The organism is Xanthomonas hortorum (genome assembly GCF_024339125.1).
GTDB lineage: Bacteria > Pseudomonadota > Gammaproteobacteria > Xanthomonadales > Xanthomonadaceae > Xanthomonas > Xanthomonas hortorum.
Window position 1 is genome coordinate 1,545,223 of sequence record NZ_CP101417.1, and the last position, 19,898, is coordinate 1,565,120.

The 19,898-nt window shown below is 67.2% G+C and carries 13 protein-coding genes and 1 pseudogene; 11 read left to right on the forward strand and 3 right to left on the reverse strand.

Features of this window, described 5'->3' with window-relative positions; genetic code table 11:
* Positions 1–23: 23 nt before the first annotated feature.
* Entirely contained in the window at positions 24–479 is a 456-nt protein-coding gene (locus NMB96_RS06565; RefSeq protein ID WP_255086527.1) for a MarR family winged helix-turn-helix transcriptional regulator, read from the reverse strand.
* Between the two features lie 130 nt (positions 480–609).
* Between NMB96_RS06565 and folE the strand changes: the two genes are divergently transcribed.
* The 5 genes and pseudogenes from folE (at position 610) to NMB96_RS06590 (ending at position 9,798) form a co-directional block, all read left to right on the forward strand.
* The gene (folE, locus tag NMB96_RS06570; RefSeq protein WP_043889569.1) at positions 610–1,212 is read left to right on the forward strand and encodes a GTP cyclohydrolase I FolE; all 603 of its coding nucleotides are present in this window, start codon (positions 610–612) and stop codon (positions 1,210–1,212) included.
* Positions 1,213–1,231: 19 nt separating this feature from the next.
* On the forward strand, positions 1,232–2,701 hold the full coding sequence (locus NMB96_RS06575; protein ID WP_255086528.1) for a DUF3375 domain-containing protein: 1,470 nt from the start codon (positions 1,232–1,234) through the stop codon (positions 2,699–2,701).
* Complete coding sequence (locus NMB96_RS06580; RefSeq protein ID WP_255086529.1) at positions 2,688–3,389, forward strand: DUF4194 domain-containing protein; 702 nt, start codon at positions 2,688–2,690, stop codon at positions 3,387–3,389. Before NMB96_RS06575 ends, NMB96_RS06580 begins: the two co-directional genes overlap by 14 nt.
* 137 nt (positions 3,390–3,526) lie before the next feature.
* Positions 3,527–6,926, forward strand: a pseudogene (locus NMB96_RS06585) (ATP-binding protein); the annotation flags it as partial.
* An 811-nt stretch (positions 6,927–7,737) separates the two neighbouring features.
* The gene (locus NMB96_RS06590) at positions 7,738–9,798 is read left to right on the forward strand and encodes a TonB-dependent siderophore receptor (protein ID WP_023905773.1); all 2,061 of its coding nucleotides are present in this window, start codon (positions 7,738–7,740) and stop codon (positions 9,796–9,798) included.
* Between the two features lie 248 nt (positions 9,799–10,046).
* On the opposite strand, the gene NMB96_RS06595 is transcribed toward NMB96_RS06590, so the two are convergent.
* The gene (locus NMB96_RS06595; protein WP_183086943.1) at positions 10,047–10,820 is read right to left on the reverse strand and encodes a sulfite exporter TauE/SafE family protein; all 774 of its coding nucleotides are present in this window, start codon (positions 10,818–10,820) and stop codon (positions 10,047–10,049) included.
* A 93-nt stretch (positions 10,821–10,913) separates the two neighbouring features.
* Between NMB96_RS06595 and NMB96_RS06600 the strand changes: the two genes are divergently transcribed.
* The 6 genes from NMB96_RS06600 to bphP all read left to right on the forward strand — a co-directional run bounded on the left by NMB96_RS06600 (position 10,914) and on the right by bphP (position 18,569).
* Positions 10,914–11,303, forward strand: coding sequence for a YchJ family protein (locus NMB96_RS06600; RefSeq protein WP_023905771.1), 390 nt, complete (start codon positions 10,914–10,916; stop codon positions 11,301–11,303).
* Between the two features lie 159 nt (positions 11,304–11,462).
* Positions 11,463–11,669 (forward strand): hypothetical protein, encoded by a 207-nt coding sequence (locus tag NMB96_RS06605; protein WP_006449007.1) that lies wholly within the window; start codon positions 11,463–11,465, stop codon positions 11,667–11,669.
* Between the two features lie 312 nt (positions 11,670–11,981).
* Positions 11,982–14,144 carry a lytic murein transglycosylase gene (locus NMB96_RS06610; protein ID WP_255086531.1) on the forward strand — a complete coding sequence of 721 codons (2,163 nt, stop codon included), beginning with the start codon at positions 11,982–11,984 and terminating at the stop codon, positions 14,142–14,144.
* 559 nt (positions 14,145–14,703) lie between these two features.
* Positions 14,704–15,975 (forward strand): TCR/Tet family MFS transporter, encoded by a 1,272-nt coding sequence (locus NMB96_RS06615; RefSeq protein WP_023905768.1) that lies wholly within the window; start codon positions 14,704–14,706, stop codon positions 15,973–15,975.
* A 99-nt stretch (positions 15,976–16,074) separates the two neighbouring features.
* A complete protein-coding gene (locus NMB96_RS06620; protein WP_023905767.1) occupies positions 16,075–16,668 on the forward strand; it encodes a biliverdin-producing heme oxygenase in 594 nt (197 codons plus the stop codon).
* On the forward strand, positions 16,665–18,569 hold the full coding sequence (gene bphP / locus NMB96_RS06625) for a bacteriophytochrome BphP (protein ID WP_183086942.1): 1,905 nt from the start codon (positions 16,665–16,667) through the stop codon (positions 18,567–18,569). Before NMB96_RS06620 ends, bphP begins: the two co-directional genes overlap by 4 nt.
* 116 nt (positions 18,570–18,685) lie before the next feature.
* On the opposite strand, the gene NMB96_RS06630 is transcribed toward bphP, so the two are convergent.
* Positions 18,686–19,861: a benzoate/H(+) symporter BenE family transporter gene (locus NMB96_RS06630; RefSeq protein ID WP_255086532.1), complete on the reverse strand. Its 1,176-nt coding sequence runs from the start codon at positions 19,859–19,861 to the stop codon at positions 18,686–18,688.
* Between the last annotated feature and the right edge of the window lie 37 nt (positions 19,862–19,898).

Genomic DNA, 19,898 nt, shown 5'->3' on the forward strand with positions numbered 1-19,898 from the left:
GCCGCATGGGCCGCGCATGGGGCTTAGTCGGGCTGGCCCAGCCGCGCATGCGCCTGAGCGATCTGCTCCCACAAGGTCAGCACTACCTGCACCTGCGCCTCGCTGAGCGTGCCGAACACCTCGGCGCGCAGCGCATCCAGGCGGAGTTCGATGCGACCGACCAGCGCCTGGCCTGCGTCGGTGAGCCACAACTGATTGGCGCGACGGTCGCTGCTGTCGGCCTCGCGGCGCACCAGCGTCTGCGCGCACAGCTTGTCCAGCAGCCGTACCAGGGAGGGGCCTTCCATGCCCAGTTGCTGAGCCAGCGTCACCTGGCGGATACCGCCGCCGGAGCGGCCGATCATCAGCAACGGCCCGGTGCAGGCGCTGGACAGGCCAAATTCGCCAAGTGCCTGGTCGGCCAGCCGCTGCCATTGACGGGCGGCGACCAGCAGCCCGGAACTGAGCTGCGCACGGGAGGACAGAGGGGGATTCGTCATAATAGATAGGATGCTATCAATTCAATAATGAATCAATAGCTGCTGAACCCGTCCAAGCCGGCGCAACCGCCACTGGGGCGGCTGGCCTGTCCTCGGGTACCATGCTCGCCCCCTTTGGGTGCACCTGCGCATGAGCCAGTCCGACCAGCCCGATTCCTCCGTCACCCAGGCCCAGGCCGAAGAAGCCGTGCGCACCCTGCTGCGCTGGGCCGGCGAAGACCCGGCCCGCGAGGGCCTGCTCGACACCCCGCGCCGGGTCGCCGAGGCCTATGGCGACTGGTTCAGCGGCTACCGCGAAGAACCGCGCGCGTACCTGGAGCGCACCTTCGAAGAGGTGGCCGGCTACGACGAGCTGATCGTGCTGCGCGACATCTCCTACGAAAGCCATTGCGAGCACCACATGGCGCCGATCATCGGCAAGGTGCACGTGGGCTATCTGCCGCGCGGCAAGGTGGTCGGCATCAGCAAGCTCGCCCGCGTGGTGGAAAGCTACGCGCGCCGCTTCCAGGTGCAGGAAAAGATGACCGCGCAGATCGCCCAGTGCATCCAGGACGTGCTGCAACCGCGCGGCGTGGGCGTGGTGGTGGAAGGCTCGCACGAGTGCATGACCACCCGCGGCATCCACAAGCGCGGCGTCAGCATGGTGACCTCCAAGATGCTCGGCAGCTTCCGCGAAGACGCCCGCACCCGCGCCGAATTCCTGCAGTTCATCGAAGTGGGCGGCAAGCGTTGAGGCAGCCGTTGCCGTCGCCATGAAGCACCAGGCACGCATCGCCGGCTATCGCCAATTGCGCGAGCAGCCGGTGTGGAAACTGCTCGCCGCCGACCACGCGCCGGAGCTGATCGGCCTGCTGCAGACGGTATTGATGGATGGCGAACGCCGCCTGCCCTCGGCCGTGCTGCATGAGCGTCTGCAGCGCCAGCTCGATGTGCTGCGCGCCGACGAACTCTCGCGCGAGTTGCCGCGCACTGCGCAGGCCTATCTGGCGCATTGGCTGGCGCAGGGCTGGCTGGAACGCCGCCTGCCCGAAGGCGCGGCCGAAGAAGAGTACGAACTGTCGCGTGCGGCCACCCAGGCCATCCGTTTCATCGTCGGCCTGCGCGAGAGCAGCAGCAGCGCCACCGAAAGCCGGCTGTCGCTGGTGATCCAGCAGCTGGTGCAATTGGCTGGCCAGACCGAAGCCGACCCGGAGCTGCGTCTGGCCGCCCTGCGCGAAGAACGCGCGCGCATCGATGCCGAGATCGAGCGCGTGGCCTCCGGGCGCGTGGCCGCGCTGGATGGCAAGCGCGCACTGGAGCGCGCCCGAGACCTGATCCATCTCTCCGACGAGCTGGCCGAGGATTTCCATCGCGTGCGCGATGATTTCGAACAGCTCAACCGCCAGTTCCGCGAGCGCATCATCGACGACGAAGGCGCGCGCGGCGATGTGCTGGAGCAGCTGTTCAACGGCGTGGACGTGATCGCCGACAGCGAGGCCGGGCGCACCTTCGAGGCGTTCTGGAGCCTGCTCAACGACACCCAGCAGAGCAGCCAGCTCGATCAGGCACTGGATGCGCTGCTGGCACGCGGCTTCGCCCGCAAGCTCGATCGTCGCGAACGCGCCTTCCTGCGCGGGTTGACCGGCACGCTGCTGGAGCGCGGCGGCGAGGTGCACACGGTGATGCAGCACTTCGCGCGCAGCCTGCGCGGTTTCGTGCAGAGCCGCGGCTATCTGGAACAGCGCCGGCTCAATCAATTGCTCAAGCAGGCGCAGGGCGAAGCCTTGCAGCTGCGCGACAGCCTGCACGCCACCACCGCCACCGGTTACACCCAGGCGTTGAGCGCTGCCCGCCTGCGTTCGCTGTCGCAATGGCGCCTGCACGACCCGCGCCTGACCCAGGTCGATGGCCGCGTGCAGGCCGCCGATGCGGCAGACATCTCGCTCGACAGCGTGGGCGATCTGGTCGCGCAATCGGAGATCGACGTGCGCAGCCTGCGCCGCGATCTGCACGAGCTGCTCGGCCAGCGCCCGCGCCTGACCATCGGCGATGCGCTGCAGCAGCGCCCGGCCGCGCAGGGCCTGGGCAGCGTGATCGGTTACCTGTCGCTGGGCACGCGCCACGGCGTGGTGATCGATGGACAGATGGAAACGGTGCAATGGGAAGGCGGCGACGGCGCCCTGCGGCGCGCACGCATTCCGCTGGTGTGGTTCACCCGGGAGAAACGCAATGAACTGGTCTGAGGACACCCGCCTGGATGCGGATGAGGACACCGGCGCGTCGGCCGATGCCGGCCGCATGCCGCTGACGGAGACATCGCCTGCACAACCGCGTGGCGAACTGTTTCTGGGCGACACCGGCACGCTGCCATTCGACGCGCGGCGTGCGCTGTGCCAGCTGCTGGCCGGCCCCAGCATCGACGCGCAACGCCACGGTGCGTTGTGGCCTGCGCTGTTGCGCAACGAAGCGGCGATCCGCCAGGTGTTGTGCGAGCTGTTCCTGGAGCTGGTGCTGGACCGCGAGGGCGGGGTGGCCTTCACTCGTCAGGCCGATACCGCCGAGCTGGAATCGCCAACCCTGCTGCGCAGCGCGCCACTGACATTTATCGAGTCGGTGTTGCTGCTGTTCCTGCGTCAGCAACTGGCCGAAGCCGATACGCGCGGCGAGCGTGCGGTGGTGGACGAGGCGCAGTTGGTGGAGGCCTTGTCGGTCTACGAGAAGAACGTGTCCACCGACCGCGCGGGATTCGCGCGACGGGTGATGACGGCGATCGGCAAGATGCGCGAGAACCAGTTGCTGTCGCGGTTGCGCGGCAGCGAGGAGCGGTATGAGGTCTCGCCGGTGCTGAAGTTGTTGTTCTCGGCAGAGGACATGCAGGCCTTGGTGGTGGCGTATCGCGGCTTGCGCGAGGGAGACGTTGCGCTCGACTGAGTGCCTTCTCCCATCGGAAGAAGGTGCCCGAAGGGCGGATGAGGGGACGGCCGATCGCAACACGCCCCCCTGCTTCAAACATGCGTGATGTGATTCGTCTTCAGCGTTACCTGTCATCCCGTTTTGGTGAGTGAGCCATGAATTCCCAGTCCAACCTGTCGCCGGCGCAGCCGGGCGCGTCCCTGTTCACTGATTCGCTTGCCGAGCAGCGCGCGCAGCAGTTCCGCATGCGGCGGTTGCAGGTGCACAACTGGGGCACGTTCAACGGCTTGACCGAGGTGCCGATCGCGGAGAAAGGCTTCCTGTTCGTCGGCCGCTCCGGGTCCGGCAAGTCGACCTTGCTGGATGCGATGTCGGCACTGCTGACCCCGCCCAGCATCGTCGACTTCAATGCCGCCGCACGCGAGGCCGAGCGCAGTGGGCGCGATCGCAGCCTGGTGTCGTATGTGCGTGGGGCCTGGGCCGATCAGCAGGACAGCGCCTCGGGCGAAATCGCCACCCAATACCTGCGCAAGGGTGCCACCTGGTCTGCGCTGGTGCTGGAATACCGCAACGCGCATGGCGAGACGGTCAGTCTGATTCGCCTGTTCTGGATCGCCGGCAGCGGCAATGCCGCGGCCGATGTGCGCCGCCATTACATGGTCGCGCCGCGCAGCTTCGATGTGGCCAGCGAGCTGGATGGCTTCGATCTGGATCTGCGCAAGCTCAAGGCGCGTCTCGGCGAGGAGGTCGCGCATTTCGATGGCTTTGCCGGCTACGCAGAGCGCTTCCGGCATGTGCTGGGCATCGGCAACGAGATGGCGTTGCGGTTGTTGCACAAGACCCAGTCGGCCAAGAATCTGGGCGATCTCAATGTGTTCCTGCGCGGCTTCATGCTGGACGAGCCGCGCACGTTCGAAGCGGCCGACCGGCTGGTGGAAGACTTCGCCGAACTCGACGGCGCCCATCATGCGGTGGTCACCGCACGCCGCCAGGTGGAAACGCTGAGCCCGGCACGTGAACACCATGCGGCGCTGATGGCTCTGCGCCACAGCGTCGGCGAGTTGCGCGAGCTGCAGCTGGGCGTGGACAGCTATCGCGAACAGCAGCGTCTGGCCTTGCTGGAGACGCGCCTGCACGAGCTCGACAGCCAGGACCGCGGGCTGGCCGGCGAAGAAGGCCAGCGGCGTGAGTCGCTGGACAATCAGGAACAGAAACTCGCCGGGCTGGAACGCGAACAACGCGCCGCCGGTGGCGAACAGATCGAGGAGCTCGAACGCGAGCGCGCCCGGGTCGAGCGCGAGCGCGACGAGCGTCTGCGGCGTCGCGTGCAGATCGAACAGGCCTGCCGCCAGCTCGGCACCGCCCTGGCCGCAGGCGCCAGCGGCTTTGCCGAGCAGATCGCGCATGCCCAGACCGTGCTGGAGAACGGCAAGCACGACGCCAGCGCGCTGGATGAGGCGATCGCCGAGCGCATGGGTGCGCGCCGCGACGATGAGCGGCGCTTTGCCGAGATCCGCGCCGAACTGGATGCGTTGAAGCGCGCCCCGTCGAGCATGCCGGCACCGATGCAGGCCTTGCGTGCGCGCCTGTGCGAGGACACCGGTATTGCCGAAGCCGCGCTGCCGTTCGTTGGCGAACTGGTGCAGGTGCGCGAGGATCAGGCGGCCTGGCGCGGCGCGATCGAGCGCGTGCTGAGCGGTTTTGCGCAGTCGCTGCTGGTGGACGAGCGGCATTACGCGCAGGTCAGCGAATGGGTCAACCGCACCCACATCGGCACGCGGCTGGTGTATTTCCGGGTACGCCGCAACGACGCGCTGCATGCGCGCACGCCGGATGCGCGCGCATTGCCGGGCAAGCTGCAACTGCGCGAGCATGCCTTCACCGAGTGGCTGCGCAACGAGTTGATGCGTCGCTTCGATTACGAATGCGTCGACAACGCCGCCGCGCTGCGCAATGCCGACCGCGCCATCACTCGCGAGGGGCAGGTCAAGCATCCCGGCGATCGCTACGAAAAGGACGACCGCCATGCGGTCAACGACCGCAAACGCTGGTTGCTGGGTCACGACAACCGCGACAAGCTCAAGGTGTTCGAGCGCGAGGCGCAGACGCTGGCCCAGCGCATCGCCGGCTGCGATGCCGACGTGGCCGCGCTGCGCAAGCAGCGCGAGCAGGACCAGGAACGGCAGCTGGCCGCGCACACCCTGGTGGAGCGCGACTGGGACGAGATCGATGTCGGCCCCAAGCTGCAGCGCCTGAGCGATATCGACGAACAGCTGCAGCAGCTGCGCGAAGGCAACAGCGGCCTGCGCGCGCTCGGCCAGGCGATCGAGACCGCGCGCACCTTGCGCGACCAGGCCAAGCGCACCTACGAGGAAGTGCGGCTGGAGCGCGCGCAGCTGGCGCGCGAGCGTGTCCGGCTCGAACAGCAGCACGCCGCCTGCGCCAGCCGTGCCGGCACCGCCGCGCTCACGCCCACCCAGCTGCAGGGCCTGCGCGAACGCCTGGCGGCGTTGGCACCGCTGTCGCTGGACAACCTGGAAGCGCATTTCCGTGTGGTCGAGCGCGGCCTGGCCGAGCAACTGGCCGAGAGCCAGGGCCGCGACAGCCGGCTCAGCGCGCAGCTGCTCGATTGCTTCCGCAAGTACTGCCAGCAATGGCCGGAAGACAGCGGCGATTTCACCGTAAGCCTGGCCAGTGCCGACGATTTCCTCGCGCGGCTGGATCGCCTGGAAAGCGATGGCCTGCCGCGCCACGAGCACCGCTTCTTCGACCTGCTGCAGACCCAGAGCAAGAACAATCTGCTCGCCCTGCAGCGCCACACCGCCGAGGCCCACAAGGGCATCAAGCAACGCATGGACGAGGTCAACGCCAGTCTGGAGCAGGTGCCGTTCAATCGCGGCACGCTGCTGACCATCGAGGTCAGCGACCGTCGCCTGAGCGAAGTGCAGGAATTCCAGCAACAATTGCGTGCGGTGCTGTCGCATCAACAGACCGAAGACCGCGCACTGGCCGAGGCGCAGTTTTCCACCTTGCGCGAGCTGGTGGCGCGCCTGGGCGCGCAGGAACCGGAGGCACGCCGCTGGCGCGAGCAGGTGCTGGACGTGCGCCTGCATGTGGAATTCATCGGCGTTGAACTGGACGCACAGACCCGCGCGCAGGTGGAGATCTACCGCAGCGGCGCCGGCAAATCCGGCGGTCAACGCCAGAAGCTGGCAACCACCTGCCTGGCCGCTGCGTTGCGCTACCAGCTCGGCGGCGAAGACGGCGAGTTGCCGCGTTACTGCGCGGTGGTGCTGGACGAAGCCTTCGACAAGGCCGACAACGAATTCACCGCGCTGGCGATGAACATCTTCGAGAACTTCGGTTTCCAGATGGTGGTGGCCACACCACTGAAATCGGTGATGACGCTGGAGCCGTTCATCGGCGGCGCCTGCTTTGTGGAAATCAGCGGCCGGCACAACTCCGGCGTGCTGCTGATCGAATACGACGAGCAGGCGCAGCGACTCAAGTTGCCCGAGCGCTCGCGTGCAGACGAGGCTGGTCCTGCAATTGCGGAGCAGTCTGCGAGTGTTACGCAGCGCGAGGATGCAGCCCGTTCGACGCGGGGTGAAACGCGTATGGACAGCACCGGTCCTGTCTCTGGCGCTGAGGGTGCGGCGCTTCAGGACGTCCCTGCGCAGGACGACTTGGCAGCCAAGGCGAGCAAGCGCGCCAGCAAGGTCACGCCGGCATTGGCGCCAGCTGTTCAAGCCGCGCCGAAGACCTCGAAAACCGCCGCTTCCAGCGCACGTGCGGGATCAGGCAAGTCGGCATCGGCGAAGACCGCAGCGGGCAAGGCCGCGTCCGCCAAGACTGCACCAGCCAAACCTGCATCAGCCAGGCGTGCATCGCCTGCAGCGGGCACAGCGCGCAAGCCGGCAACGCCGACCAAACCCTCCAAGACGCAGGCAGATACCGGGAAGGCATCCAGGCGTACGACCGCGTCCGCCAAGCCGACTGCCAAGCCGACCAAAGCCACGGCAGTGCCGAAGACACCTGCTGCCAAGTCGGCAGTGGCGACCAGACGCGGTAACACATCGCTGGGTGGCGCAACCAAAGCAACCAAAGCAACCGCGGCGCGCAGCACTGCCAGGCCCGCGCCAGCCAAAGCCACAGTGGCCAAGGAACGTCCTGCGTCCACGCGCGGATCTGCAAGCAAGCCGCGCGGAAAACGCTGAGCGCAACGCCTGGATGCCTGCGTCACCGCGCTGCGGTCGCATGCGGCGCAGGTCAGGGACACAGCAAGCCGGCACGCCTAGATAAGAATCGTTATCATTAGCGGCCCAGATGTGCCCGCCAGTGCGCGCATCGCCCGCTGAAGATCCCGATGACCCCACTGCCTGCGCCTCGCCACCTGTTGTTCGTGTCCCTGTTTGCCGCCATGCCGGCCGCCGCCCAGGAGGCCAGCCTGCTCGACGCCATCGTGGTCAGCGAAAAGCGCGCCCTGTATCGGCCGGAAAAAGCCGCCGGCGCCACCCGCACGCAGACGCCGGTGGAGCGCATTCCGCAGGCGATCCAGGTGGTGCCGCGCTCGGTGATCGACGAACAGCAACTCACCCGGCTGGTGGATGTGGTGGCCAACGTCTCCAACGTGCAGCCCGGCGGCACCCAGGGCAATCGCTCGGAAACCTTCGTCATTCGCGGCTTCGAGGCGTCCTCGTATGCGGTGGACGGCATCCTGCTCAACCCGGCGCAGAACTTCACCGAGACCGTGCGCGATCTGGCTAATGTCGCCCAGGTGGAAGTGCTCAAGGGCCCGGCGGCGGTGTTGTACGGGCGCGGCGAGCCTGGCGGGGTGATCAATCTGGTCACGCTGCGGCCGGATGCGGTGTTCGGCGGCAATGCCTCGGTGCAGGTGGCCGAACACGGCCTGCGCCGCGTGCAGTCCAGCGTCACCGGCCCGTTGAGCCCGACGGTATCGGCACGGCTCAGCGCCGCCGCGCAGCAGACCGGTAGCTTTCGCGCTGCGCAGGCCGATGGCGACCGCGTGTTCGTCTCGCCCTCGCTGGCATGGCGGCCGAACGATCAACTGCGGGCCGATCTGGATCTGGAATACACCCGCCAGAACAGCCCGGGCGATCGCGGGTTGGTCGCCATCGACGGCGTGGTGCGTGGCCCGGCCGAGCGCAGTTTTGGCGAGCCGTGGTCGCGCAATCACGGCACCTCGCGCACCGCACGCGGGCGCATCGAAGTCGACGCCAATGACTGGCTGACGCTGCGCCAGATCCTCAATCACCAGGACGGCGACAGCGGCCGCGACGTGGCCGACTTCACCGGTTTCAGCGCCGATCGCGCGTTTCTGCAACGCCGCGCGGTGCGCCAGGACCAGCAGGTGCGCGCCACCACCTCGCAGACCGAAGTGCTGGCGCGTTTCGCTACCGGCCCACTGCGCCATCACGTGCTGGCCGGCGCCGAATACGTGGATGCGCATCGCCAGACAGATGAAGCCCGCGCGCCGCTGGCCCGCATCAGCGTGACCAGTCCGGTGCAGGGCGCCTTGCCGGGCACGTATGTGCCGGCGCGCGCCATCGAGGTCGATGCGCGTTACGCCGCGTTGTACGTGCAGGACCAGATCAGCATCGGCGAGCGCTGGGATGTGCTGGCCGGCGTGCGCTGGGATGATGTGCAACAGACCACCATCGACAACGGCGCCCGCACCCGCGAAGACGGCCGGCGTGCATCGCCACGCATTGGCGTGGTGTGGAAGGCGGCGCCGCAGCTGTCGCTGTACGCCAACACCTCCACCGCGTTTCGACCGCGCAGCGCCACCCTGTTTGCTGGCGGCAGCGCACCACCGGAGACCGGCCGCCAGTACGAAATCGGACTGAAAAGTGCGCTATTCGACAACCGCGTGCTCGCCACCGCTGCCGCGTTCCAGATCACCAAGGACAACGTCGCTACCAGCGATCCGGACAACGATGGCTTTGTGCTGGTCACCGGCCAGCAGCGCGTGCGCGGGCTGGAAATGGACATCACCGGCGAGCTCACCCAGAACTGGCGGCTGATTCTGGGCGCCGGCTATCTGGACGCACAGGTCACCCGCGATACCGTCATTCCGCAGGGCAATCGCCTGCGCGGCGTGCCGCGCGTCAGCGCCAGTCTGTGGAGCACCTACCATGTCGCCAGCGGACCGCTGTATGGCCTGACCTTGGGCGCAGGCGCGGTGCATGTGGGCGAGCGCGAAGGCGATCTCGCCAACAGCTATCGCATTGCCGGCTACACGCGCTTCGATGCCTCGGCGGCATACCGCTTCGGCGGCCGTTATCAACTGGCGCTGATGCTGCGCAATATCGCCAATCGTTTCTACATCGAGCAACCGGTGACGCAGACCACCAACTACCCGGGCGCACCGCGCACCTTGTCGGCAACGTTGAGTATGGATTTCTAAGCGACTAAGAGTCGCCAACAAAACTGTACGCAGCCGGCTGATCTGTAGCTTGGCCGCAGGGCGCTTGCCCGCCCACCGACGCGGGACACGCTGCAAGTACGTCCTTGTAAGCTCTTACGCGGCATCCATGCCGCGTAAGGTCCCGCGCTGGTGGGCGGGCAAGGGCCAGTCGAGAGGGTCGGTGTGCATGGTTGCGGGAAGTGCGCGCCGCGTGGCCGTTCGATGCGGTGCGGTCTGGTTCGCGGTCGTCAACGCAGCAGATCCCAGCCCATCTTGCCGATCAGCACGATGACCAACACAAGAAACAACTTGCGGATCAGCGGCGTGCCACCGCGCAACGCCATTCGTGTACCGGCCACTGCACCGGCCACGTTGGCCACCGCCATCGGAATGCCGATCGCCAGCATCACCTGGCCGCTGGGCAAAAAGAACGACAGCGCCGCCAGGTTAGTGGCCAGGTTCACCACCTTGGCCGCGGCCGAGGCGCGCAGAAAATCCAGCCCGAAAAAGCGGATGAACAAGAAGATCAGAAAACTGCCGGTGCCAGGACCGAAGAACCCATCGTAGAACCCGATTGCCGCGCCCATCGCCAACGCAGTGATCAACTCACGCCGGCCGATCTCGCGCGGACGATGCAGCGCACCGAAATCCTTCTTGATCAGCGTGTAGATCAACATCGCGACCAGCAGCACCAGAATCAGCGGCCGCACCGCCTGCTTGGGCAGCAGGCTGACCGCCGTCGCGCCCAGAAACGAAAACGTGAACGCCGCCGCAGTGGCATACAGCACCGGCCGCCACGGAAAGCGCACATTGCGCGCATACCGCCACGCCGAGGCCCCGGTGCCGAACATCGCGCTGAACTTGTTGGTGCCCAGAATCAGCGACGGCGCCTGCTGCGGCAGCGTGGCGAACAGCCCCGGCAACTGGATCAACCCACCCCCACCAACCGCCGCATCCACCAATCCGGCAACGAAGGCAATGCACAGCAGCCACGGCAATTCGGTGGGAATCAGTTCCAGCAAGACGGCGCTCCGCACAACGGGGACGACAGCATAAACACGTAGAAACCCGCCTCCCAATCCCCAATCCCCAATCCCATCCCGCACAATCGCCCGATGCCGACCTCCATACCCACCGATCCCTGTCCCTGTGGCCGCGCCGCCACCTACGCGCAGTGCTGCGGGCAATACCATGCCGGTGCCGCCGCGCCCGATGCCGAAACCCTTATGCGTGCGCGCTACAGCGCCTATGTACGCCGCGATGTGGCGTACCTGCTCGCCAGCTGGCATCCGTCCACGCGCCCATCCGAACTGTCGCTGGACCAAGGCGGCCGCACCACCTGGCTCGGCCTGACCGTACAACGCGCCATCGTCACCGGCGCCGACACTGCCGAAGTGGTGTTTCTGGCCCGCTATCGCATTGGCGGCGGCAGCGCGGTGCGCATGACCGAGCACAGCCGCTTCGTGCGCGAAGACGGCCACTGGTATTACCTCGACGCGCGCTGAGCAGGGTCCAGGCTTGAAGTGATGCCGCAACAGGCCGCAGACATGAAGCCATTCAGCCCGACGAACGGCATGGGCCGGCGCGGTTTGTCGACGCCACGTTCGCAGCCGATCCCGGAAGCTTGCCGCCTCGGCGGAGCTCGCCGCGGGGCGGACACGATCATGGCAACCTTCAATCTCTGGCAGTGGGTGCTGGTGGCCATCGCGGTGTTCGCGATCGTGCTGCCGGCATGTCTGGCCACTGCGATGGTCTGGTTCGGTCCCCGCCACGATGCTCCACGCAGGGCCCGCGCCCGTCGCGTATCCGACGCCAGCCCCTCCGCACCGGCGCTGTCGCTGCTGACCGGCATCACCGGCGACGGCAGCTAAGCCCGGCGATCAATGCCGCCGAGCTGTGGCTGCGTCTCTGCCAGGCGGACCGGTTCAAGACCTCGGCATCGGCGCGCACTATCCCCAGCTGACACACGTCATAGAGCGTCAGTACTGTCCTTACCGGTCTCAAAAGCGCGCTTACTACGCCTTCATTCCCGCGTAGCGTCACCCACTCCCGCAGCTCACGATGCTGCAGCGGCAGCGCCACCTGCACGCCTCGAACCACTCAGGTTGGCTATCCTCGGTGGCTCGACTTGCCGCAGGAGCGCTCCACCGCATGACGTCCGTCTCTACGCCGGTCACCACGCCATGATGCCGATCCGGTGTGTCCTGCCCACGCTGCTGGCACTGCTGCCATTAGTCGCCTGTGCCGATCCGGCCTTCGACCGCTGCCTGGCGGGCCTGCAGACCCAGGCCGCCGCCAAGGGCGTGGAGGCCGCCAACTTCCAGCGTTTCACCGCCGGCCTGGCGCGCGATTCCAGCGTCTTGCCGCTGCTCGATGCCCAACCCGAATTCACCACCCCTATTTGGGATTACCTCGCCAGCCTGGTCGACAGCCAGCGTGTCACCGACGGGCAGGCCATGTTGGTCACCTACCGCGCGTTGCTGACCCGCCTGTCCGAACAGACCGGCGTGGATCCGGCCACCATCGTGGCGGTGTGGGGCGTGGAGAGCGACTACGGCCGCGTCACCGGCAAGCGCCCGTTGCTGGTCTCATTGGCCACGCTGTCGTGCGCGGGCCGCCGTCAACCGTTCTTTCGCGGCGAATTCCTCGCCTTGCTCAGCCTGCTGCAGCAAGGCGACTTATCTCCGGACGGGTTGACCGGCTCCTGGGCCGGTGCCTTCGGGCAGACCCAGTTCATGCCCTCGACCTACGCCCGCATCGCGGTGGATGGCGACGGCGACGGCCGCCGCGATCTGGTCGCCAGCATTCCCGACGCGCTGGCCTCCACCGCCAACTATCTGGTCAAGGCCGGCTGGCAGCGCGCCCGCCCCTGGGGGATGGAAGTGCGCCTGCCTGCCGGCTTCGATGCCAGCAAGGCCGGCCGCACCCGGCGCCAACCGCTGCAGGCCTGGCAGACCGCCGGCTTGCTTGGCACCGATGGCAAGGCGTTGGCGCCGACCGGTGTGCCCGCCGATACCCCGGCGGCGCTGCTGCTACCGGCTGGCCCGACCGGGCCGGCGTTTCTGGTCTTCCGTAACTACGACGCGATCTACGCCTACAACGCCGCCGAAAGCTACGCACTGTCGATTGCGTTGCTTGCCGACCGCCTGCGCGGCGGCACCGGCCTGGTCGCCGCCTGGCCCACCGACGACCCCGGTCTGGGCCGCCCCGAGCGGCGCGAACTGCAGCAGTTGCTGCTGGCCCGCGGCCACCTGATCGGCGAGGCCGACGGCATGGTCGGCAGCGCCACCCGCCGCGCCATCCAGGTCGAGCAGACCCGCCTGGGCCTGCAACCGGCCGACGGCCGCCCCGGTCAACGCATCCTTACCGCCCTGCGTGCCGCCCCGCCGGTCACCGGCGCCGCCGCCATCCGCGCCACCGCGTTCAAGCTGCCGGCCGCCTATCCCGCATTCGCCCAATCCCCCATCGTCCAGAAGGCACCCCCCATGTCCGACCTCACCGGCCTGCGCACAGGCGATTTCCACGGTTTCCCCTCGCTGTTGATCGACACCCCGTTCTCCACCGCGGCCATCAGCCTGTTCGGCGGCCAGCTGCTGTCGTTCGTGCCCAAGGGCGGCCAGGACGTGATGTGGCTGTCGCCCACCGCCAAGCAACCGCCCACTCCGATCCGAGGCGGCGCGCCGGTGTGCTGGCCGTACTTCGGCCGCCAGGACCAGACCGGCGAAGTGCCCTCGCACGGCTTCGTGCGCACCGTGCCGTGGCAGCTGACCGACAGCCGCCGCGAAGACGACGGCACCCTGATGCTCACGCTGACTCCGCCCAGCTTCGACGACCTGGCGCTGCGTCTGCGCATGACCCTGCGTATCGGCCGCACGCTCGAACAAAGCCTGATCACCGAAAACACCAGCCCGGCCCCGGTGCGGTTCACCCAGGCGCTGCACAATTACTTCCGCGTCGGCGACGCGCTCAAGGTCAGCGTGCAGGGCCTGGACGGGCTGGACTACCTCGACAAGTACGAAAACTACGCCACCGCCCATCGCCAACAAGGCGACTGGAGCCTGCGCGATCCACGCGATCCCGGCCGCAGTGACCGCATCTACACCAACGCCGGTGGCCGCTACACCCTGACCGACCCGGTGCTCGGCCGCCGCATCGTCATCGCCACCCAAGGCAGCCGCTCGCTGGTGGCCTGGAACCCGGGCGAAGAAGCGGCCGCCAAGATGGCCGACGTGGGCGCCGGCTGGCGCGACTACGTCTGCCTGGAAGCGGCCAACGCCGGCCCGGACGTGATCGAACTCGCCCCCGGCGCCAGCCACACGCTGACCCAGACCATCAGCGTCGAATAACCGCAAGATTCGCCAAGGCACGCGCAGAGCCCGCGCAGCTTTCCAAGACAGTAAAGAGGCAGAGATGACTCCCTTCTCCCACCGGGAGAAGGTGCCCCGAAGGGGCGGATGAGGGTACGCGCGAAGCCTGGTGGAGTTTGAGTGCACGTGTGGCTTCGCCCCATACCCTCACCCCAACCCCTCTCCCGCAGGAGAGGGGCTCTAACTCCATCACGCTGACCTTGCGCCAGACACAGGCCAGGCGCTTCCCTTCTCCCATCGGGAGGAGGTGCCCCGAAGGGGCGGATGAAGGTACGCGCGAAGCCTGGTGAAGTTTGAGTGCGCGTGTGGCTTCGCCCCGTACCCTCACCCCAACCCCTCTCCCGGCGGGAGAGGGGCTTGAACGACATCGCAATGATCTTGCGCTGGACGCATAGACCAGAGTCTTCTGACGCACAGGCCAAGCGCTTCCCTTCTCCCCTCGGGAGAAGGTGCCCGAAGGGCGGATGAGGGTACGTAAGCCCATCCCCACCGCTCAATCCACCGCTACACTCGCCGCTTCGCCCCTGCGTGCCGCGCGATGTCCATCTTTCCCGATTCCGCATCCGCTCCTGCACCGGGCCGGCGCCGCGCCGCGCTGATCTTCATCTTCATCACCGTGCTGATCGACGTGCTGTCCTTCGGCGTGATCATTCCGGTGTTGCCGGATCTGGTGCGTCAATTCACCGGTGGCGACTACGCCGTGGCGGCCGGCTGGATCGGCTGGTTCGGCTTCCTGTTTGCCGCCATCCAGTTCGTCTGCTCGCCGCTGCAGGGCGCCTTGTCCGACCGCTACGGCCGCCGCCCGGTGATCCTGCTCTCGTGTTTGGGCCTGGGCCTGGACTTCATCCTGATGGCGGCCGCGCATTCCCTGCCGATGCTGCTGCTGGCGCGGGTGATCTCCGGCGTATGCTCGGCCAGCTTTTCCACTGCCAATGCCTATATCGCCGACGTCACCCCGGCCGACAAACGCGCCGGCGCGTTCGGCATGCTCGGCGCCGCATTCGGCATTGGTTTTGTCGCCGGCCCGCTGATCGGCGGCTGGCTGGGCAGCATCGGTCTGCGCTGGCCGTTTTGGTTTGCCGCCGGGCTGGCCTTGTTGAACGTGTTGTACGGCTGGTTCGTGCTGCCCGAATCGCTGCCCGCCGAACGCCGCACCGCGCGGCTGGATTGGTCACATGCCAACCCGCTTGGCGCGCTCAAGCTGCTGCGTCGCTACCCGCAGGTCTTCGGCCTGGCCTCGGTGGTGTTCCTGGCCAACCTGGCGCATTACGTCTACCCCAGCATCTTCGTCCTGTTCGCCAGCTACCAGTATCACTGGGGCCCGCGCGAAGTGAGCTGGGTGCTGGCCGGCGTGGGTGTGTGCAGCATCATCGTCAACGCGTTGCTGGTCGGCCGGCTGGTGCGCTGGCTGGGCGAACGTCGCGCGCTGCTGCTGGGTCTGGGCTGTGGGGTCATCGGTTTCGTCATCTACGGGCTGGCCGACAGCGGCACCGCGTTCCTGATCGGCGTGCCGATCAGCGCGTTCTGGGCGATCGCCGCACCGTCCGCGCAGGCCTTGATCACCCGCGAGGTCGGCGCCGATGCGCAAGGCCGCGTGCAGGGCGCGTTGACCAGCCTGATCAGTCTGGCCGGCATCGCCGGTCCGTTGTTGTTCGCCAACGTGTTTGCCTGGTTTATCGGCAGCGGCGCCCCGTTGCATCTGCCCGGCGCGCCCTGGTTGCTGGCCGGTCTCCTGCTTGCCGCAGGCTGGGTCATGGCCTGGAAGCGGGCAGGGCGTGGGCCCGGCATCGCGCACGCAACGCCGCAATAATGCCAACCTATTCACGTTGCACTCGCGCCCGCTTTATCTGATTTGCGCAGGCGCTGCTAGGCTGGTGTCCTTCGTGCCGCGGCACCGCCTCGAGTCCCTATGTCTTCCGACGCCTTGGCAGTTCCGCCCTCGGCCGCGTTCGTGCTGCGCGATGCCACCCAGGGCGTCCATTGCCTGGTCGAAGCGATCCCGCTGATGCAGGCATTGGGGCAGGGACGCGTCGATCGCGACGCCTATGCGCTGATCCTGCGCCGGCACCATGCACTGCTGGCCGGCTTCGAAGCGCAGCTGCGCAATTGGCTCAGTACCCTGGCTGGAACCGGCTGGCAGTATCGCCGCCGCGTGCCGGCCTTGCGCGAAGACCTGCGCGTGCTCGGCCAGCAACCAGGCACTGCCATCGCAGCGCCCGCCGCCGGCAACGATGCCGCGCGCTGGGGCATGCTCTACGTCATCGAAGGCTCGCAACTGGGCGGCCGGATGATCGCGCGCAGCCTGCGCAAACAGCAGCCCGGTCTGGCCGATGCCTTGCGCTATTTCGAACTGGCCGACGACGATCCGGCCGGCTGGCGCCATTTCCAGACCGTGCTCAACCAACGTCTCGACACGCCTTGCGCACGCGCCGCCGCCATCGACGGTGCGCAGGCCATGTTTGCCCACTTCCACACCTGCCTCGCAGCGGAGCCGCGCCCGTGAACCAGCCAACCGAACCCCTGAATATGGATGTCTGCGCTCGCGAGCCGATCCACATTCCCGGCCTGATCCAGCCCTACGGCGTGCTGCTGGTGATCGAGCCGGCCGATGGACGCATTGTGCAGGCCAGCACCACCGCCGTCGAGTTGCTCGGCGTGCCGCTGGCCGAACTGTTGGGCATGCCCTACACGCAAGTGCTGGAACTGCCCGGCGAGCAGCCGTTCGTGGTCGACGACCAGGCGCAACACCTATTACATGCCGAGGTGCGTTTCCCCAGGCGCGCAGCGCCCACCGATCACCCCTGGGTGGCCGCCTGGCATCTGTATCCGGAGCAATGGCTGGTCGAAATCGAACCGCGCGACGCCCGCCTGATGGACGTCACCCTGCGCGAGGCGCTGCCGCTGTTGCGCAGCATCGAGCGCGATCCCGGCATCGACGAAGCGGCGGTGCGTGCGGTCAAGGGCCTGCGCAACATGATTGGTTTTGATCGAGTCATGATTTACCGCTTCGACGAAGAGTGGAACGGCGAAGTCATTGCCGAGGCGCGCAACCCCGAATTGGTGGCCTATCTCGGCCAGCGTTACCCGTCCACCGACATCCCGGCGCAGGCGCGCGCGCTGTACCTGCGCAACCGCATCCGCCAGATCGCCGATGTCGGCTACCAGTCCGCCGCAATCGAGCCCACCTTGCATCCGCGCCTGGGCACGCCGGTGGATCTGAGCGATGTCAGCCTGCGGAGCGTCTCGCCGGTGCATCTGGAATATCTGGCCAACATGGGCGTGAGTGCCACCCTGGTCTCCTCGCTCGTGGTCAACGACGTGCTGTGGGGGCTGATCGCCTGCCACCACTACAGCCCGCACTTCACCAGCCACGCCATGCGCGATGCCACCGATGCGGTCACGCGCGCGCTGGCTGGTCGCATTGGCGCCTTGCAGGCGGTCGAGCGTGCGCGCATGGAATCGGTGTTGCTCACCGTGCGCGAAAAGCTGATCACCGACTTCAACGACGCCGCCCAGATGACGGTGGAGATGCTCGCCGATATGGCGCCTGACCTGATGGACGTGGTCGATGCCGACGGCGTGGCGATCTTCCATGGCAAGGAGATCAGCCGCCATGGCACCACGCCCGATGCCGCCGCGCTGCGGCGCATCCGCGACCACATCGAATCCGCACACCACGCCGCCCTGCGCGAGGATGCCGTCGGCGCCCTGCATGTGGAGGCGATCGGCGAGGTATTTCCCGAGCTGGCCGATCTGGCACCGCTGGCCGCCGGTTTCATTTTCGTGCCGCTGATGCCGCAGTCGCGCAGCGCCTTGCTGTGGACCCGCCGCGAACAGGTGCAGACGGTCAACTGGGCCGGCAATCCGCAGCTGGCCAAGCTGGCGGACATCCCCAACTCGCGCCTTTCGCCACGCAAGAGCTTCGATCTCTGGCAGGAAACCGTGCGTGGCCGCGCGCGTCGCTGGTCGCCGCTGCACCTGGAGTCGGCCCGCAGCCTGCGTGTGTTGATCGAACTGATGGAGCGCAAGCGCTTCCAGCAGGATTTCACCCTGCTCGAAGCCTCGCTGTCGCGTCTGCGCGACGGCGTAGCCATCATCGAACGTGGCGCAACCACGGCCGCGCACCGGTTGATGTTCGTCAATCCGGCGTTCGCAGAGCTTATCCAGACCGAAGTGGCCGATCTGATCGGTTGCGACATCCTGGCCCTGCTGGCCAGCGATGCCGCCCGGTCCAAGGTGGAACTGCTCGAAGAGGCGCTGCGCCAAGGCCGCGCCGCGTACGTCACCTTGCCGCTGCGCGCGCCTGGCGGCTCACCGGTCTACCGCCAATTCCATCTCGAACCGCTGCCCAGCCCCAGCGGCGTCACCGCGCACTGGCTGTTGCAGCTACGCGATCCCGAATAAGCGAGCCGGTGCCGCGCCAGGTGCAAGCTCGCTGCGGTCCAGTTGCCTGCATCGCTTGGCGCGGTCGGGGGCAGTCCTTCCGATAAGACGCCCATCCACTGGATGGCGTGCCGCGGCTAGGCCCGCGGCCGCAACACCAACAAGGTGATCGTTCCGGCCACCAGGCCCCAGAATGAGGCACCGACCCCGCCCAACGTCAGCCCGGACGCCGTCACCAAGAAGGTGATCAGCGCCGCCTCGCGCTCGCTGTCTTCGCGCAGGGCCGCCGCCAGGCTGTTGCCGATCGTGCCCAACAACGCGATCCCGGCAATCGCCATCACCAGCTCGCGCGGAAAGGCGGCAAACACCGCCGCCACGGTCGCGCCGAACAGGCCGATCACCACATAGAACACGCCCGCACTGACCGCAGCCACATAACGCCGCGCCGGATCCTCATGCGCCTCGCGTCCCATGCAGATCGCAGCGGTGATCGCCGCCAGGTTCAAGGCAAAGCCGCCGAATGGCGCCAGCACCGTATTGACCGCACCGATCCAGCCGATCGTCGGCGAGATCGGTACCGTATAGCCGGAGGCCCGGATCACCGCCACACCCGGCACGTTCTGCGAAGCCATGGTGACCACGAACAAGGGAATCGCCAACCCGAACAACGCCGCCCACGACAGCGACGGCACCACCAGCACCGGATGCGCCAATTCCATCTGCACCGCTGTCCAGTGCAATAGCCCGCCACTGGCCGCAATCGCGATGCCGACCAGCAACGTCGCAATCACCGCATAACGCGCAAACCAGCGCCGCCCGACCAGATAGGTCACCAGCATCGCCAGCGCCAGCAGCACCTGACTCTGCATCGCCACGAACAGATCCAGCCCAAAGCGCAACAACACCCCGGCCAACATGCCCGAGGCCAGCGAGATCGGAATGCGCCGGATCGCCCGCTCGAACAACCCCGAGAAACCAGCCACCATTCCAAGCACTGCAGCCACCACAAACGCACCGACCGCCTCAGGCAACGGCACACCGGCCGCACTGCCGATCAGCATCGCCGCACCCGGCGTGGACCATGCCGTCACCACTGGCACGCGATAGCGCAGCGACAATCCAATGCAGGTCACCCCCATGCCGATCCCGAGCGCCCACATCCACGAGGCGATCTGCGCCTGATCCGCCCCCAGATGGCGTGCCGCCTCGAACACGATCACCGCCGAGCTGGCAAAACCCACCAGCACCGTGACAAAGCCTGCAGCAATCGCAGGCAGGGACAGATCGCGGAGCAGGCTGAGGGAGGGAAGCATCGAGAGCTCTCTATCTAGTGCATGCATTCTTACCGAG